At 53.8% G+C, this 16,939-nt stretch carries 12 protein-coding genes and 1 riboswitch; of the genes, 11 read left to right on the forward strand and 1 reads right to left on the reverse strand.

Annotated features, from left to right (window positions below; genetic code table 11):
- The first annotated feature begins 196 nt into the window (after positions 1–196).
- The 6 genes from DFER_RS12095 to DFER_RS12120 all read left to right on the forward strand — a co-directional run bounded on the left by DFER_RS12095 (position 197) and on the right by DFER_RS12120 (position 10,595).
- The gene (locus DFER_RS12095) at positions 197–3,583 is read left to right on the forward strand and encodes a SusC/RagA family TonB-linked outer membrane protein (protein WP_229206237.1); all 3,387 of its coding nucleotides are present in this window, start codon (positions 197–199) and stop codon (positions 3,581–3,583) included.
- A gap of 15 nt (positions 3,584–3,598) precedes the next feature.
- Complete coding sequence (locus tag DFER_RS12100; protein WP_041735040.1) at positions 3,599–5,161, forward strand: SusD/RagB family nutrient-binding outer membrane lipoprotein; 1,563 nt, start codon at positions 3,599–3,601, stop codon at positions 5,159–5,161.
- A gap of 165 nt (positions 5,162–5,326) precedes the next feature.
- Positions 5,327–6,598 (forward strand): amidohydrolase/deacetylase family metallohydrolase, encoded by a 1,272-nt coding sequence (locus DFER_RS12105; RefSeq protein WP_015811921.1) that lies wholly within the window; start codon positions 5,327–5,329, stop codon positions 6,596–6,598.
- Between the two features lie 20 nt (positions 6,599–6,618).
- Positions 6,619–8,406 carry a CocE/NonD family hydrolase gene (locus DFER_RS12110; RefSeq protein ID WP_015811922.1) on the forward strand — a complete coding sequence of 596 codons (1,788 nt, stop codon included), beginning with the start codon at positions 6,619–6,621 and terminating at the stop codon, positions 8,404–8,406.
- Positions 8,407–8,460: 54 nt separating this feature from the next.
- Positions 8,461–9,393 carry an RraA family protein gene (locus DFER_RS12115; protein ID WP_015811923.1) on the forward strand — a complete coding sequence of 311 codons (933 nt, stop codon included), beginning with the start codon at positions 8,461–8,463 and terminating at the stop codon, positions 9,391–9,393.
- A gap of 95 nt (positions 9,394–9,488) precedes the next feature.
- Entirely contained in the window at positions 9,489–10,595 is a 1,107-nt protein-coding gene (locus DFER_RS12120; protein ID WP_015811924.1) for a bile acid:sodium symporter family protein, read from the forward strand.
- Between the two features lie 166 nt (positions 10,596–10,761).
- Here DFER_RS12120 and DFER_RS12125 read toward each other — a convergent pair whose 3' ends face one another.
- Entirely contained in the window at positions 10,762–11,265 is a 504-nt protein-coding gene (locus DFER_RS12125) for a GNAT family N-acetyltransferase (RefSeq protein WP_015811925.1), read from the reverse strand.
- 141 nt (positions 11,266–11,406) lie between these two features.
- Positions 11,407–11,501, forward strand: a riboswitch (TPP riboswitch).
- Positions 11,502–11,574: 73 nt separating this feature from the next.
- Between DFER_RS12125 and thiS the strand changes: the two genes are divergently transcribed.
- From thiS to thiH, 5 genes are read left to right on the forward strand one after another with little or no spacing between them, the layout of a single operon-like run.
- On the forward strand, positions 11,575–11,775 hold the full coding sequence (gene thiS, locus DFER_RS12130) for a sulfur carrier protein ThiS (protein ID WP_015811926.1): 201 nt from the start codon (positions 11,575–11,577) through the stop codon (positions 11,773–11,775).
- Positions 11,776–11,819: 44 nt separating this feature from the next.
- The gene (gene thiC, locus DFER_RS12135) at positions 11,820–13,712 is read left to right on the forward strand and encodes a phosphomethylpyrimidine synthase ThiC (RefSeq protein WP_015811927.1); all 1,893 of its coding nucleotides are present in this window, start codon (positions 11,820–11,822) and stop codon (positions 13,710–13,712) included.
- Entirely contained in the window at positions 13,712–14,941 is a 1,230-nt protein-coding gene (locus DFER_RS29230) for a thiamine phosphate synthase (protein ID WP_015811928.1), read from the forward strand. Before thiC ends, DFER_RS29230 begins: the two co-directional genes overlap by 1 nt.
- Positions 14,935–15,702, forward strand: coding sequence for a thiazole synthase (locus DFER_RS12145; protein WP_015811929.1), 768 nt, complete (start codon positions 14,935–14,937; stop codon positions 15,700–15,702). Before DFER_RS29230 ends, DFER_RS12145 begins: the two co-directional genes overlap by 7 nt.
- A complete protein-coding gene (thiH, locus tag DFER_RS12150; RefSeq protein WP_015811930.1) occupies positions 15,692–16,810 on the forward strand; it encodes a 2-iminoacetate synthase ThiH in 1,119 nt (372 codons plus the stop codon). The genes DFER_RS12145 and thiH overlap by 11 nt, the downstream gene beginning before the upstream one ends.
- The last annotated feature ends 129 nt before the right edge of the window (positions 16,811–16,939 follow it).

The following is a 16,939-nucleotide window of genomic DNA, read 5'->3' on the forward strand; positions in this document are numbered from 1 at the left end:
AACCATTACTAATTTTTCAGTTCCAAAGAAGGTCGATGATGCTGCAACACCACCGACCCGACCGACCCCCATGCTTGTGTACGCTTAGCAGCATCTGAATGAGGCTGTTGTGGGAATCATTATGCCGAATTTTAACCCGACAAAAATCAAAATTATGTCAAAAAGAGTACAATTTCACCATGCTTTACAGAAAATCATGCGCATTACTCTGTATCAAGCCCTGCTCGCCATTGCTTTCAGCACGATCGTTCACGCCAACGACGTGCGTGGCCAACGCGTGCTGGAACAAAAAGTGACGCTGCGTTTAACCAATTCCGAGATTGACAAGGCATTGGAGAAGATTGAAAATGTGACGAAGGTTAAATTCATGTACAATCCTCAGATCTTCAATAACCAGAAAAGTACCTACAAATTCCAGGACGAATCGCTGTCCGAAGTACTGAACAAAATTCTGACCCCTTACAAAGTAACTTACGAGGTAGTGCAGGACCGCATTATCCTCCGCCGCGAACAGGCCGTCATCGAAGAAAATCCTGTTAAAACCGCTCCGAAACGCAATGTAACGGGGACGGTAAAGGATGAAACCGGCACCGGCCTGCCGGGCGTGAGCGTGCTCGTGAAAGGCACGCAGCGCGGTACTTCATCCGATGGAGATGGGAATTTCTCGATCGATATCCCCGACGGTGAAGTGGAAACCGCCGTACTGATTTTCAGCTTCGTAGGTTATACTTCGCAGGAGGTAACCGTTGGAAACCAGACCGCCGTGAGCGTGCAGCTCGCTCCCGAAGCCAAGGCATTGAATGAAGTAGTGGTAACCGCTTTGGGTATTGCCAAAGAGAAAAAGGCCCTTGCCTATGCGGTAACGGAAGTGAAAGGTGCTGAATTTACGCAAGCACGCGAAAACAACATCGGTAACGCATTGACCGGTAAAATCGCCGGTGTGAACGCTACCGGTATGGCTACCGGCCCCGGCGGATCGAGCCGCATCGTGATCCGCGGTAACGGCTCACTGAATGGTAACAACCAGCCTTTGTATGTGATTAACGGCATGCCGATGGACAACACCACGCCGGGCGGAACTACTGCCGACGGTAACGGGATGAACGTCGACCGTGGAGACGGTATCGGTGGTATCAACCCCGATGACATCGAGTCGATCAGCGTTTTGAAAGGTGGCCCCGCAGCGGCGCTTTACGGTGCACGTGCTTCAAATGGTGTGATTCTGATCACCACCAAAAAAGGCCGCGCGCAAAAAGGCATCGGCGTGGAGATCAACAGCAACACGACGTTTGAATCGCTGGCGGTGATCCCGAAATGGCAATATGAGTACGGCCAGGGCGTGGACGGCGTAAAACCGACCACTTTGGAGCAGGCCAAAAGCACAGGACGCCTTTCGTACGGTGCGAAAATGGATGGCCAGCCTACCATTCAGGTGGACGGGCAAATGCATCCCTACTCGCCTCAGAAAAACAACCTGAAAAACTTCTATAACACCGGTACCAACTACATCAATTCAGTAGCATTGACCGGCGGTAGCGAGGCGATCAACTTCCGTTTGGGCTTGAACAACACGAAATCGAACAGCGTTGTGCCCAATTCTTCATTCGTTCGCCGCATTGCTAACCTGAACCTGAATGCGTTCCTGGGTAAGAAACTGAGTGTTGAAACGGTATTCCAATACAACCTCGAACAAGGTACCAACCGCCCGAAAGTGGGTTATGCAGACATGAACCCGCACTGGGCTACTTACCTGGTGGCCAACACCGTGGATATCCGCAGCCTGTCGCCGGGATTCGACGCTGTAACCGGCAAAGAAATGGAATGGAACCCGGTACCTGCTGCGCCAAACCCTTATTTTGTGATAAACAAATTCAAAAACGACGATACCAAACATCGCTTTTTGAGCCAGGGAAGCCTGCGTTACGACATTCTTGAAAACCTGTACGTGAAAGGTAGCGTGAGCCAGGATTTTTACAGCTTCACTTCCGAATACGTGCAGCCGACCAACAATGCATTTTTCCCGCTCGGTACTTACGAAGGAAGAAAAACCACTTCTTCCGAAACGAACGGTATGGTAACCGTGAACTACAACAAGGAGTTTGAAAATTTCAGCTTCTCGGCCATGGCCGGTGCGAATGCACAGCGCAGCGTTTTCGACCAAACGGTGATTGCAGGTAGCGAATTCACGATCCCTTATTTTTACAGCTATACCAACCTCGCGGCGATGACCACCACGCCGACTTACATGAAAAGCGCCATCAACTCGCTCTTCGGTTCGGTCGATTTTGGGTACAAAGGCCTGGCTTATCTGACCGTTTCGGGTCGTCAGGACTGGTTTTCGGTGCTGAATCCTAAAAGCAACAGCATTTTCTACCCGTCTGTGGGTGGTTCGGTGATCCTCTCGGAAGCGATCAACTTCCCTTCGGCGATCAGCTTTGCGAAACTGCGTGGTTCATGGGCGCAGGTGGGTGGTGCAACTGTGAATGCGTATCAGATTTATCAGTACTACAATATGCAGCAAGGCGGCCACAACGGTCGTCCGGTACAAGGCCTCGCTTCGTCGCAAGTGCCTAACCCCGACCTGAAACCGCTGACTTCGACAACCTATGAAGGAGGTTTGGAAGCAAAATTCCTCAACAACCGCCTCGGATTGGATGTGACATTGTATAACAGAAAAACTACTGACGACATCGTTACTACCAACATTGCATTGTCTTCCGGCTACACTTCTGCATTGCTGAACGTGGGCGAGCTGAGCAACAAAGGGATCGAGTTGCTGATTACAGGAACACCGGTTCAAAAAGCGAATTTCAGCTGGGATCTGAGCTATAACATGGCTTATAACAAGAGCAAAATCGAACGTCTGGCCGAGGGAATCAACCAGATCGACATTGCTACCGGTGTAGGTGGTGGTGTGGTCCGCAACGCGATCAACAGACCTTACGGAACTGTGTGGGGTTTCCGCAAAAAAACCGATGCAGCCGGAAATATCGTCTATAACCCTGCCAGCGGCTACGCGGTGCGCGGCGACCTCGAAGAAATCGGACAAGGCACGCCTCCTTTGACCATGGGAATCACCAACAACTTCCGTTACAAAAACTTCTCGCTGAATGTATTGGTGGATGGTAAATTCGGAAGCATTGTGTACTCCAACCTTTATCAGTATGCCTACCGTTTCGGTTTGCCGGTTGAAACCCTGCCAGGCCGCGACACCGGTGTAACCGTGGAAGGTGTAACGCCGGAAGGCGCTCCTTTTACCAAAACATGGGAGAAAAAGGATGTGGACACTTACTACGACAACGACAAGAACTACACCGCGATGTTCATGTTCAACAACGACTTCATCAAGCTGCGCCAGGTGGTATTGAGCTACAATATCCCGGTGAACAAGCTGGCGTTCCTGAAACTGCAATCGGCCTCGGTATCATTCGTTGCGCGTAACCTGGCGATCCTTTTCAAAGACAAGAAGCAGCAGTACTTCGATCCGGAGTCGAGCTACACCAGCACCAATGCACAGGGTCTGGAAGCATTCGGTGTACCAAGAACCCGCAGCATGGGCGTGAACCTGATGGTGAAATTCTAAAAAATGAACTGTACGATGAAAAGCTTATTTCAAAAACTCATATATGCGGCCCCGCTGGCCATGATGATCGCCTCTTGTGACAACGGGTTCGAGGAAATGAACGTCGATCCCAACAAATACTCGCAGGTAGTTCCCGAATTTTTGTTCACCCGGGCCCAGCTGGATGGTGTTTCGACCAACTTCACCGGTGCGGCTTACCTCACCATCGGGCAATCCATGCAGCATTTTGCGACCTACAAGGAAGTACCTGCTGCGGGTGACAAGTATTTCAATTTCAGCTACTCGCAGGGAAGCTGGAACGCCTACGCCGGTACTGCACAAGGCCAGGGCTCGGTGATTTCGATTACGCAGGTGATCGAGGCACTGAAAGCCGATCCGCTCGCTGTGAACAAACTCTCGGCCGCCAGGATCTGGAGAGCCTACATTTTCCACCGCCTCACCGATGTGTATGGTGATATCCCTTATTTCGATGCAGGCAAGGCGCTGGCCGACAAAAACTACGGTCCGAAATACGATACCCAGCAGGCGATTTATGCTGACATGCTGAAAGAGCTCGAAGAGTCCATCGCGGCATTCGACGCTTCGAAAGCCAATTTCGCAAACGCCGACCTCATGTACGGAGGCAATATCACCCAGTGGAAAAAATTCGCATACTCGCTGATGCTCCGCCTGGGAATGCGATTGACGGAAGTGGATAATGCATTGGCTAAAACCTGGGTACAGAAAGCCATTGCTGGCGGTGTGATCCTGGACGACGCCGACCGTGCGATCATCGGCTACGTGGACGGTTCACAAACCCTGAGCCGCAACTTTATCGCCAACGGATTGATGGCCACCGACTACATTACCCCCGGCGGCGACAATGTGGAAGGCGGAAAACTGGCCAAGACGCTGATCGACCATTTGAAAACCACCAAAGATCCACGTCTGAACGTGATCTCGATCGTATGGCGCGAAACCGGTAACAATACTTTCGTGGCGGATACTTCCACGGCATTGCAGCAAGGCATGCCCAATGCGGCTTTCAACAGCCGTCCGGCAGAATTCAACTCGTTCTCCGAGCCAAACCCGGCCACGATACTGCGCTATGCATCCCCGCTGATCGTTTTCGGAAATGCGGAAACCAACCTTTTGCTGGCCGAAGCGGCGGTTCGCGGATGGTATACAGGCAGCACGGCGGCTGCGGCATACGATGCGGCAGTAAAGGCAGGACTTCGCCAATGGGCACTTTTCGGCGCTGCCGGAACCATTTCCGATGCCAAAATCAATGCCTACCTCCTTGCTAATCCTTACAATGCAACCGGCACCGTGGCGCAGCAGATCGAGCAGATTTCGACGCAAAAGTGGGTGGCCTTGTTCCTGGAAGATGAATATGAAATCTTCGCAAACTGGCGCCGCACCGGCTTCCCAAGGCTAACCCCGACCAACTACCCGGGTAACCTCACCGGGGGCCAGATCCCGACCCGCTTTGTGATCCCCGATTCGGAGGAACAATACAACAAAGTGAACTTCATGGAAGCACGTACACGCCAGGGCGGCACCAACACGCTTTCCAGCAAAGTTTGGTGGGATAAATAAGCAGTCCCGGCACTGCGCATTTGAAAATTAAATGACCGATACGGATCGCTGACCAAAATCGGCGGTCCGTATCGCTTTTAAAGCCTGAAAATTTTTCCCCTCTGAATGAGGAATTTTCGTGTATTTCTTGTCTTATCCATAACAGCTTTTCCTAAACCAATACCCATGATCAAAAAAGTACTATTCGCCGCAGCGCTCTTGTGCTCTGCCGGCATCGCGCAAGCGCAGAAATACTCGATCGTCATCAAAGGCGGTCATGTGATTGATCCCAAAAACAATATCAACAGCATTATGGACGTCGCCCTGAAAGGCGACACGGTCATGCTCGTTGCTAAAAACATCGACGCCAAGGAGGGCGTGCAGGTGGTGAATGCGAAAGGCCTTTTCGTGACCCCGGGCCTGATCGACATGCATTCGCACAACTTCTTCGGTACCAAAATGGACCAGACTTACAGCAACGGCCCCAACGCCCTCCCACCCGACGGTTTTACATTCCGCACGGGTGTAACCACGGTGGTGGATGCAGGCTGCGCCGGCTGGAAGTCCTTCCCCGATTTCAAGAAACAAACCATCGACGCATCGCGCACCCGCGTCCTCTCATTCCTGAACATCGTGGGTGAAGGCATGCGCGGCGGCACCTACGAGCAGAATGTCGAGGACATGGACGCTGCCGCAACGGCCAGGGTCGCCAAAGAATATCCGGAATACATTGTGGGCATCAAGCTCGCGCACTTCAACGGCTATAACTGGACGCCCACCGACCGCGCCGTAGAAGCCGGCAAGCTCGCCAACATCCCGGTCATGATCGATTTCGGCGGCAGCCAGCCGGTATTGCCCATTGAAGAGCTTTTCATGAAACACCTCCGCCCGGGCGATATCTTCACGCATTGCTTCGGCCAGCTCGCCAGCCGCGAACCGATCGTGGACGTGAAAGCCGGCAAAGTGAAGCCGTTCGTGTATGAAGCGCGCAAAAAAGGCATCATTTTCGACGTGGGTTACGGCGGTATCAGCTTCGCATTCTCCCAGGCGATCCCGGCCATCAAAACCGGCTTTTACCCCAACACCATCAGCACCGACATCCACACCGGCAGCATGAACAATGCGATGAAAGACATGCTCAACGTGATGTCGAAGTTCCTGGCAATGGGCATGGACCTGCCGGCGGTGATCAAAGCCAGCACCTGGGCACCCGCACAAGCCATTCACCGCGAAGAGCTGGGTAACCTCTCGGTAGGCTCGCGCGCGGACGTATCCGTGCTGCGCGTGCTCGACGGCAAATTCCAGATGAACGACACCGGCACATTCGGCTTCTTCGATTACACCGGTACCAAAGTGCAGGGCAAGCAAAAACTGGAAGCAGAAGTGACAATCCGTGCAGGCAAGGTGGTGTACGACCTCAACGGTCTCACCAACCCGATCGTCGTTTCCAGAAGATAAACCTCTAAAAGTGTGATGCAATGATGCTGAAATCCCTCCGCGCCTCCATGCTGGCGGTTCTGGCCATGCTATCGTCCGTGCACGCCCTGCTTGCGGATACCGTGCTCAATGAAGTCCGCATCGAGCGGCACAAGGCTGTCCGCATGCGCGACGGCGTGGTGCTGTATGCCGATGTGTACATGCCCGCGACACCCGGCCGCTACCCGACCATCGTCACGCGTACACCCTACGGCGTGCAGCGCGATGGCGTGCACCAGACGATGATCAAGTTCGCGCAGCGCGGCTATGCGGTAGTGGTGCAGGATGTGCGGGGCCGCTACGAGAGCGATGGCAAATGGGAACCGTTCCGCGACGAGGCCAAGGATGGCTACGACACCATCGAATGGGCGGCTGCGCAGCCGTTTTCGAATGGCAAAGTGGCTACACAGGGAGGAAGCTATCTCGGACATAACCAGTGGCAGGCTGCGAGCCTCAACCCGCCGCACCTGGTGGCGGCGTTCCCATCGCTGGCCTCCACGAATATTTATGCCAACTGGATCACCATGGGAGGCGCATTCCGCCTCAGCTTCAACTACGGCTGGGGCGTGGTGCGCATGCCCAACCGCATTATGCTGCCGCAATACTGGCATACCGAGGCATTCACGCCCGAAGAACTGAAATACGCCAACATCCTCATGCATTTGCCTTTGCAGGACGGCGACCTGCAAAGCGCCGGCGCCGTGGTACCGCATTACCGCGACTGGATCAAGCACGAAAGCTACGACGAGTACTGGAAGGCGATCAGCGACGAAGAGCGTTTCGACAAAATCAAAGTCCCTACCTACGTCTCCGGCGGCTGGTTCGACATTTTCGTGATGGGCACCATTAATGGCTATGTGGGCATGAAAAACAAAGGCGCTACACCCGAAGCGCGCAAAGGCGCACGGATGATCATCGGCCCGTGGGGCCATGGGCCATCGCAGAAATTCGGGGATGTGGATTTCACGGCGGCCGCTTATGTGGACCAGTTCGAAACCGAGCTGTCGTTTTTCGACTACCATTTGAAAGGTATCCGAAACGCCATCGAGACCGACAAACCCGTGCGCCTGTTTTATATGGGTGTAAACCAATGGCGCGCCGAAACCGACTGGCCCATTCCCGGCACGCAGTTCAAAGAGCTGTATTTAGGAGGTGAAAATGCCAACTCGGTGCGCGGAAAAGGAACATTATCTTTTGACAAACCCACCAAAGCGACCACCGATACATACCGCTATGACCCGCAGAGCCCCGTGCCCACCACCGGCGGTAATAATTGCTGCGGCACGCCCACGCCCGCCGGCCCGCGCGACCAGCGCCCGCTCGAACAGCGCGAAGACGTGCTCGTGTACACCAGCGCATTCCTCGAAAAACCGGTAACCATCGCAGGGCCTGTCAAAATGAAACTCCACGCCGCCACCGACGGCCGCGACACCGACTGGATGGTAAAGCTCGTGGATGTACACCCCGACGGCTTCGCAATGCCCGTTTCCGAAGGGATCATCCGCGCCAAATTCCGCAAAGGACTCGACAAGATGAAGCTCCTCACGCCCAACCAGGTTTACGAGTACGAAATAGAAATGACGGGAACAGCGAACGTGTTCCGCCCCGGCCACCGCATACGGGTCGATATTACATCGAGCAACTTCCCGCAATTCGATAGAAACCCCAATACCGGCGAGCCGCTGGGAACAAGCACCAAAACGCGCATCGCCCAGCAGACCGTCCACCATGGCGGCGCCAAACTGAGCCATATTGTGCTGCCAGTTGTCACCGATCTCAGCCAGAATTAATATTTTCCCTAATTTTATTCACTCAATTTCAGCCGAACTCTTTTTTCTTATCTCATGAAATTACCGATTCTCTCTTTAACGACGATCCTTGCCCTCACCTTTGGAAGCCTGCAAACCGCGAAGTCGCAAACCATCCCGAAAGAAGAACTGATTTTCCTGACCTCGGAGTGGAAAGGCGAGCGGTTCCCCGACGGCCGTCCTAAAATCTCCGACGACCTCGTGCGTCGCGCCAGGGAAATCAATATCGAAGAAGCCTGGGTAGTACTCAAAAATGAAGGCTACAACTGCCAGTTCGAAGGCAACTGGAAAATTGTACACGACGACGTGGTGATCGCCGGACGCGCATTGACGGCGCAGTTCCTGCCCTCCCGCCCCGACATTGAGAAGAATATCAAAGACCGCGGCGCCAAACAAGGCCGCATCGGCAATACCAACTCCTGGCCGATCGACATGCTTAGCAAAGGCGACGTATATGTGGCCGACGGCATGGGTAAAATCGTGGAAGGTACGCTCATCGGCGATAACCTCGCCAACTCCATTTACGCCAAAACCGGCAACGGCGTGGTGTTCGATGCCTCCGTGCGCGACCTCGACGGCCTTTCCAAAATCCCCGGTTTCAATGCATTCGTACGCGATTTCGATCCTTCTTACCTTAAAGATGCCGTCGTAACCGGCATTAACACGCCGATTCGCATCGGTCGCGCTGTGGTGCTTCCGGGTGATTTGGTTTTGGGTAAAAAAGAAGGCGTGATCTTCGTGCCTGCCCATATGGTCGAGAAAGTAGTGCAAACGGCTGAATTCATTGCATTACGTGACAAATTCGGCATTCAGATGCTAAAAGAAGGCAAATACACGCCCGGCCAGATCGACAGCCAATGGACCGACGCTTTGAAAAGCGACTTCCTGAAATGGCTGGACAAAAACCCGAACGAAATCCCCATGAAGCGTTCGGAACTCGACGAATACATGAAAAAAAGAACCTGGTAAGCGGGTAGTCCGGCCGGTTCTCAGCATTTCCTGTTTGGTGAAACAGACAGGAATTTTCTTTCGCATTTCAAAAATTGCATTTTAAATACATTAATATGAATATTTACAAGCTCATGTCCGGCATTGCCGCGGTTTGCCTGCTGATAGCGCTTTACCTCGCATTCACCGGAAGCCTCCCTTCGGCCGGTCCCTTCTTTATTGCATTCTTCCTATCCACAGCCATCAGTTTCAGGGGGTATGAAAAACTGAAAGGCTTTACCTACACCACCGTCATCTTTGCGGCGGTGACCACTGCATTATATTATCCGCAGCATTTCCTGACCGTCGGCGACTTTAAACTTGCAGCGCTAATCACTCCACTCATCCAGATCATCATGTTCGGAATGGGCACTTCCATGAGCTTCGGGGATTTTGTGGGGGTAGTTAAAATGCCGAAAGGTGTATTGATCGGCGTGATCAGCCACTTCATCATCATGCCTACGATCGGTTACACGCTTGCTAACCTCAGCGGCTTTCCCCCTGAAATAGCGGCGGGGATTATCCTGATCGGCTGCTCGCCCAACGGCATGGCATCCAATGTGATTTCCTACCTCGCGAAAGCGAACCTGGCATTGTCCATTACCATCACCGCCATTTCCACCATGCTCGCCCCGATCGTCACGCCGCTGCTGATGAGCATGCTCGCGGGTGCATTCGTGCAGATCGATACGCTGCATATGATGTGGGATATTATCAAAATGGTGATTATTCCAATCGGCGCGGGACTGATTTTCAATAAGCTGTTCAGCGGCAAAGTGAAGTGGCTTGACGCCGCGATGCCCATCGTGTCAATGGCCGGTATCGCATTCATTATCGTGATCATCACTGCTGCCGGTCGCGACAGCCTGCTATCGATCGGTCCTGCATTGCTATTGCTCGTGCTGATCCACAACCTGTCGGGCTACACGCTTGGCTACTGGTCGGGCCGCCTGTTCCGCATGAGCGAGCGCGACTGCCGCACGATAGCGATCGAAGTGGGAATGCAAAACGGCGGATTGGCCTCCGGTATCGCCAAGGAAATGGGCAAAATGGCCACCGTAGGCCTCGCCCCGGCCATTTTCGGGCCGCTGATGAACATTACCGGCTCCATCCTTGCTTCCTGGTGGCAAGGCAAGCCCACCGGCGATGAAGAAACTTATGTAGAAACGGGCAGAGCCCATTAAATGCAAACGAGGCGCAGTTATTAGCTGCGCCTCGTTCGTTGTTATGTACTTTCATGCTAAACGCATCCGAATCACTTACGCTAACTTTGCACGTATGGACTGTCTTCGACTGCGCTCAGACTGACAGCTTGCGATTGCCTTCTTTCATTTTCCTTCTTCCCAAATTTCAATCTTCCTCCAATAACAGCTGCATATAGATCAGATCCAGCCACTGATCGAACTTGTAGGCCACTTCTTTCAAATATCCTTTTTCCACAAAGCCGTATTTCTTGTGAAACTCAATGCTGGCGCGGTTCGACGCGTCGATGCAGCCGATCATCGTGTGCAGGCCCGACTCTTTGGCGCGTTGGATCAAGCTGCCGAGCAGTTTGCCGCCTACGCCCATCCCGCGTGACTTTTCATCGAGGTAAATGGAATGCTCCACACTGAATTTGTACCCGATTTTCGGACGGAAAATGTTGTAGGAACCATAACCGATCACTTCGCCTTCCAGCTCGGCCACGATCACAGGCATACCGTCATAGAACATCTGCTCAAACCAGGCCTTTTGTTGTTCCAGGGTCCGGGGTTCGTAGTCGTAAATAGCCGTGGTGTTCAGAATAGCGTGGTTGATAATGTCCAACAGCGAAGGCAGATCCTTAGGAGCAGCACTTCTGATGATCAAATCCATCAAAATAAAGCAGGTCGTTATTTAGGTTTATTATTAAGGCCAAAAATACCTTATAATTTTAAAAAAATTCACGTCCAATCCTTGTAACGGCTTACGTTTTTTTCTAATTCTTTTGAAAATCCTGAATTTCGAATAGCTTTGCCTCAACTTTAGGGGTGTCCCGCATGCGGACTGAGATCATACCCTTTGAACCTGATGCAGCTAGTACTGCCGAAGGGAAAAGCAGGAGTTACTTTGCACGTAGCTCCGTTCCATCTTTTCTTCATAGGTCCATTCCTAAGGTTTTTTGTATCTAAAACTGTATTTGGAATGGAAATCATCCTGAACGGTCAGGCAAAGCCAATCGACGCCGCTTACACGGTAGGGCAACTCGTTTCCGAGCTGTTTCCGTCTGGCAAAGGCATTGCCGTGGCTATCAACCAAGCTGTAGTCCCGAAATCCGACTGGCCTACCCGCCGGCTCTCTCCCAACGACCAGGTTACGCTCATTACCGCCACGCAAGGCGGCTAGTCGCGCATGTCCTGTATTCCCACCATTTAACCCAAAATACCATCATGAAAACAGAGAAAACGCCGGAAACCATCACCCGCGACCCATTCCCGAATTCGAAGAAAATATATGTGAAAGGGCAAATCCACGACATTTCCGTAGCAATGCGCGAGATTTCGCTGAATGATACCCGTATACATGGCGGCCCGCGTCCCGGACGCCTGGGTGCCAGCGAGCCGAACGAGCCGGTAACAGTTTACGACACCAGCGGCGCCTACACCGATCCGAATATTGATATAGACGTCAAAAAAGGTCTTCCCGCATTGCGTGCAGCATGGGTACGCCAGCGGGGCGACGTGGAAGAGCTGGAAACCATCACTTCCGAATACGGCCGAATGCGCCTCGCCGATGCGAAGCTCGACCATTTGAGATTTGCCCACAATGCCAGACCGCTCCGCGCCAAGGCCGGCCAGAACGTGTCGCAGCTGCATTATGCCAAAAAAGGCATCGTCACGCCTGAAATGGAATACATCGCGATCCGCGAAAACCAGCGGATCGACGCGCACCTGGCATCGCTGAACGGCAAGGCGGGCGCATTGGCGCACCAGCATGCCGGCCACAGTTTCGGCGCCAATACGCCGAAAAGCCACATTACCGCGGAGTTCGTGAGGTCGGAAGTGGCAGCGGGAAGAGCGGTAATCCCCTCGAATATCAACCACCCCGAAAGCGAGCCAATGATTATCGGACGGAATTTTCTGGTGAAAATCAATGCCAATATCGGTAACTCCGCCGTTTCCTCATCCATTGAAGAAGAGGTGGAAAAGGCCGTTTGGGCCTGCCGCTGGGGCGCAGATACGATCATGGACCTCTCGACGGGCAAGAATATCCATGAAACCCGCGAATGGATCATCCGCAACTCGCCGGTGCCGATTGGCACGGTGCCCATTTACCAGGCTTTGGAAAAAGTGAACGGCAAAGCCGAAGACCTCACGTGGGAGCTTTTCCGCGATACATTGATCGAGCAGGCCGAGCAGGGTGTGGATTACTTCACGATCCACGCCGGCGTGCTGCTGCGCTACATTCCGCTCACGGCAAAGCGCATTACCGGCATCGTGTCCCGCGGGGGATCCATCATGGCCAAATGGTGCCTGGCGCATCATAAAGAGAACTTCCTCTACACGCATTTTGAGGAAATATGCGAGATCATGAAAGCCTACGACGTGGCATTCTCGCTAGGCGACGGCCTGCGCCCCGGCAGCATTGCCGATGCCAACGACGCCGCGCAATTCGCGGAGCTGGAAACGCTGGGCGAGCTAACCAAAATCGCCTGGAAGCACGACGTGCAAACGATCATCGAGGGCCCCGGCCACGTACCGATGCACCTGATCAAGGAGAATATGGAAAAGCAGCTGAAACACTGCCACGAGGCGCCTTTCTACACGTTAGGCCCCCTCACGACCGACATAGCGCCTGGCTACGACCACATCACGTCGGCCATCGGCGCGGCCATGATCGGCTGGTTCGGGACGGCCATGCTTTGCTACGTGACGCCGAAAGAGCATTTGGGACTACCCAATAAAAAAGACGTGAAAGACGGCGTGATCACCTACAAGATCGCCGCCCATGCCGCCGACCTGGCCAAAGGCCACCCGGGCGCCCAGTACCGCGACAATGCATTGAGCAAGGCCCGCTTCGAATTCCGATGGGAAGATCAGTTCAACCTCTCGCTCGACCCGGACACCGCCCGCGAGTTCCACGACGAAACATTACCGGCCGAAGGAGCCAAAGTCGCGCATTTCTGCTCGATGTGCGGCCCCAATTTCTGTTCGATGAAAATCACCCAGGATGTACGCGACTATGCCGAAGAAAACGGACTGGGCACCGAAGAGGCCGTGGCCGAAGGAATGCAGCAGAAGGCACGTGAGTTTGCGGAAAAAGGCAGTGAAATCTATTTGTAATGGAACTGATCGTTATCACACATCCCGAAATGCTGCCCGGGGAAGCTGGGATCATTAACCAGCTTTTCCAAAGCGGCCTCGCACGCCTGCACCTGCGCAAGCCCGATGTGCCGAAGGAAGTCGTGCAGGATTTGCTGGAAAACATCACTCCCGCATTCCGGAACCGCATTGCATTACACCAGCATCATGAGCTGGCGGACGCATTCGGTATTACGGGGCTACATTTCACGGAGCGCGCGCGCCTGGACGTTGCGCCTGAAACATGGAGCGCATTAAAAAGCAGGGCTTACACGCTCAGCACGTCCCTGCACGATCCCGCGCAACTCGAAACGCTATCCCACGACTTCGACTACGCATTCCTGGGGCCCGTTTTCGACAGCATTTCGAAAGTGGGCTACGCTGCGAAATTGCCTTCCGATTTTAAATTAAACCCATTCACCTTCCCGAACAAGGTAATCGCGCTCGGAGGTATGGATGCCGAAAACCTTGGCCTGGCGTCCCAAATGGGCTTTGCAGGCGCGGCGCTGCTCGGGGCCATCTGGCAGAATCCGGAGCAGGCCGTCACCCGATTTGCGCATTTGAAGTCGTTGCAGGTAGAACGGCCGTTTGTGGACCGCTTGCATTTCATATCGAACGAAACGCCGGATATGTCGCACATCGATAGCATCCGCCTGGCGCTGGAAGCCGGCTGCCGGTGGATTCAACTTCGGGTGAAGCACCGGCCGGAAGCAGAAGTTTTGCCGATAGCCTGGGAAGCCACCCGGCTGTGCGACGCTTACGGAGCGAGGCTCATTATCAACGACTTTCCCCGCGTGGCACTGGCGGTACAGGCTTACGGCCTCCACCTCGGCCTCACCGACATGCCCGTACCCGAGGCCCGCGCGCTGGTAGGGAACAAAATCGTGGTGGGCGGAACGGCCAATAGCTGGGAGGACATTGAGCTGCGTATCCGCGAAGGCGCAGATTACATCGGCCTCGGCCCGTTCCGTTTCACGAGCACCAAAGAGAACCTCAGCCCGATCCTGGGCGTGGAAGGCTACGCGGCATTGATGCAAAAAATGGCCGACGCGGGGTTCAGCAAGCCCATTATCGCCATCGGCGGCGTTACGCCGGCCGACATTCCCATAATCCGTTCCACCGGCATTTACGGCGTGGCCATGTCCGCCGCATTGACGGGCGCGACGGATCCGGCGGAAACTTTTTACGAAATCCAACAAGCATTATGTTAACCATTGCAGATAAAACATTCCAATCCCGGCTTTTTACGGGAACCGGCAAATTCAGTTCGGCGCAACTCATGGAGGAAGCCTTGCTGGCATCCGGCTCCGAGCTGGTGACGGTGGCGCTGCGTCGTGTGGATATGCACGACGCCACCGACGATATCCTGAGCCATTTGACGCACCAGCACATCCATTTGCTGCCCAACACCTCGGGCGTCCGCACGGCACGCGAAGCCGTTTTTGCCGCACAACTTGCCCGGGAAGCGCTGGAAATCAACTGGCTGAAACTCGAAATCCACCCCGACCCGAAGTACCTCATGCCCGATCCCATCGAGACATTGAAGGCCACCGAGGAACTCGCCAAGCTGGGTTTTGTGATACTCCCCTACATCCACGCCGACCCGGTCCTTTGCAAGCGGCTGGAAGCGGCAGGCGCATCGGCAGTAATGCCCCTGGGATCGCCCATTGGGAGCAATAAAGGCCTCAAAACCATCGACTTCCTCGAAATCATCATCGAGCAAAGCAAGGTACCGGTGGTGGTGGACGCGGGCATCGGTGCCCCTTCCGATGCAGCCAAAGCCATGGAAATAGGCGCCGATGCGGTGCTGGTTAACACGGCGATTGCCGTAGCCGGCGACCCGGTAGCGATGGCAGCGGCATTTAAAATGGCCGTAGAGGCCGGGAGGATGGCTTACGAGGCCAAACTAGGTTCAAAAGGCAGCCTGGCCGTGGCCAGCAGTCCGTTAACTGCATTTCTGGATGAGCTTTAAGGAAGAATTCGCGCGGTATTCGTGGGACAACGTGAAGCAGGATATTTATTCCAAAACGGCGGCCGACGTGGAAAGAGCACTCATAGCCCCGAAAAGGACTTTGGAAGATTTCAAAGCATTGATTTCGCCCGCCGCGGCCGCTTACCTGGAACCCATGGCCAGGCTGAGCCGGCAGCTGACGCGCAAGCGCTTCGGCAACACCATTCAAATGTACGTGCCGCTGTATTTGTCCAACGAGTGTACCAATATATGTACCTACTGCGGGTTCAGCCTGGATAATAAAGTGCGGCGTCGCACGCTGACAGAGCGTGAAATACTGCAAGAAGTGGAGGTGATTAAAGGCATGGGCTACGAACACGTGCTGCTGGTGACCGGCGAGGCGAACCAGACGGTGCACGTGGACTATTTCAAAAAGGTGTTGGCCCTGATCCGTCCGCATTTCGCGCAGGTATCCATGGAAGTACAGCCGCTCGACCGCGATGAATACGAGGAACTGATCCCGCTCGGCCTGCATTCGGTGCTGGTGTACCAGGAAACTTATCACCAGGAAGATTACCGCAAACACCACCCGAAAGGCAAAAAAGCGAATTTCAACTACCGCCTCGAAACGCCCGACCGTCTCGGGCAGGCAGGGATTCACAAAATGGGCCTCGGCGTGCTGATCGGCCTGGAAGACTGGCGTACCGACAGTTTTTTCACTGCCTTGCATTTGCATTATCTTGAAAAAACCTACTGGCAAACGCGTTACAGCCTATCCTTTCCGCGCCTGCGCCCATTCTCCGGCGGCCTCGAACCGAAAGTGGAAATGAGCGACCGCGAACTGGTGCAGCTGATTTGCGCCTACCGCATATTTGACGAGGAAGTAGAACTATCCCTCTCCACACGCGAATCGGACCGATTCAGGAACCATTGCATTCAATTGGGTGTAACATCCATCAGCGCCGGCTCCAAAACCAACCCCGGAGGCTACGCCGTAGAACCGGAATCACTCGAACAATTCGAAATTTCCGACGAACGAAGCCCCGCGGAAATAGCACAAATGATCCGCCAAGCCGGCTACGAGCCAGTTTGGAAGGATTGGGACGCTGGGCTAATTTTGAATGAGTGAATGAGTGAATGGGTGAATGAGTGAATTTTGAATGAGTGAATTTTGAATGACTGAATGATTGAATGACTGAATGATTGAATATTTTTGATGTTCAAATCAGCTGTAAATTCAATACAAAAGCATACTATT

The organism is Dyadobacter fermentans DSM 18053 (assembly GCF_000023125.1).
In the GTDB taxonomy this organism is placed as follows: domain Bacteria; phylum Bacteroidota; class Bacteroidia; order Cytophagales; family Spirosomataceae; genus Dyadobacter; species Dyadobacter fermentans.

Excerpts from the sequence above, each read along its gene's own strand:
- DFER_RS12095 (WP_229206237.1), top strand. The coding sequence starts at position 197 with ATGCGCATTACTCTGTATCAAGCCCTGCTCGCCATTGCTTTCAGCACG.
- DFER_RS29230 (WP_015811928.1), top strand. The coding sequence starts at position 13,712 with ATGGAACTGATCGTTATCACACATCCCGAAATGCTGCCCGGGGAAGCT.
- DFER_RS12110 (WP_015811922.1), top strand. The coding sequence starts at position 6,619 with ATGATGCTGAAATCCCTCCGCGCCTCCATGCTGGCGGTTCTGGCCATG.
- DFER_RS12125 (WP_015811925.1), bottom strand. The coding sequence starts at position 11,265 with ATGGATTTGATCATCAGAAGTGCTGCTCCTAAGGATCTGCCTTCGCTG.
- DFER_RS12105 (WP_015811921.1), top strand. The coding sequence starts at position 5,327 with ATGATCAAAAAAGTACTATTCGCCGCAGCGCTCTTGTGCTCTGCCGGC.
- thiS (WP_015811926.1), top strand. The coding sequence starts at position 11,575 with ATGGAAATCATCCTGAACGGTCAGGCAAAGCCAATCGACGCCGCTTAC.
- DFER_RS12100 (WP_041735040.1), top strand. The coding sequence starts at position 3,599 with ATGAAAAGCTTATTTCAAAAACTCATATATGCGGCCCCGCTGGCCATG.
- DFER_RS12120 (WP_015811924.1), top strand. The coding sequence starts at position 9,489 with ATGAATATTTACAAGCTCATGTCCGGCATTGCCGCGGTTTGCCTGCTG.
- thiH (WP_015811930.1), top strand. The coding sequence starts at position 15,692 with ATGAGCTTTAAGGAAGAATTCGCGCGGTATTCGTGGGACAACGTGAAG.
- DFER_RS12115 (WP_015811923.1), top strand. The coding sequence starts at position 8,461 with ATGAAATTACCGATTCTCTCTTTAACGACGATCCTTGCCCTCACCTTT.
- thiC (WP_015811927.1), top strand. The coding sequence starts at position 11,820 with ATGAAAACAGAGAAAACGCCGGAAACCATCACCCGCGACCCATTCCCG.
- DFER_RS12145 (WP_015811929.1), top strand. The coding sequence starts at position 14,935 with ATGTTAACCATTGCAGATAAAACATTCCAATCCCGGCTTTTTACGGGA.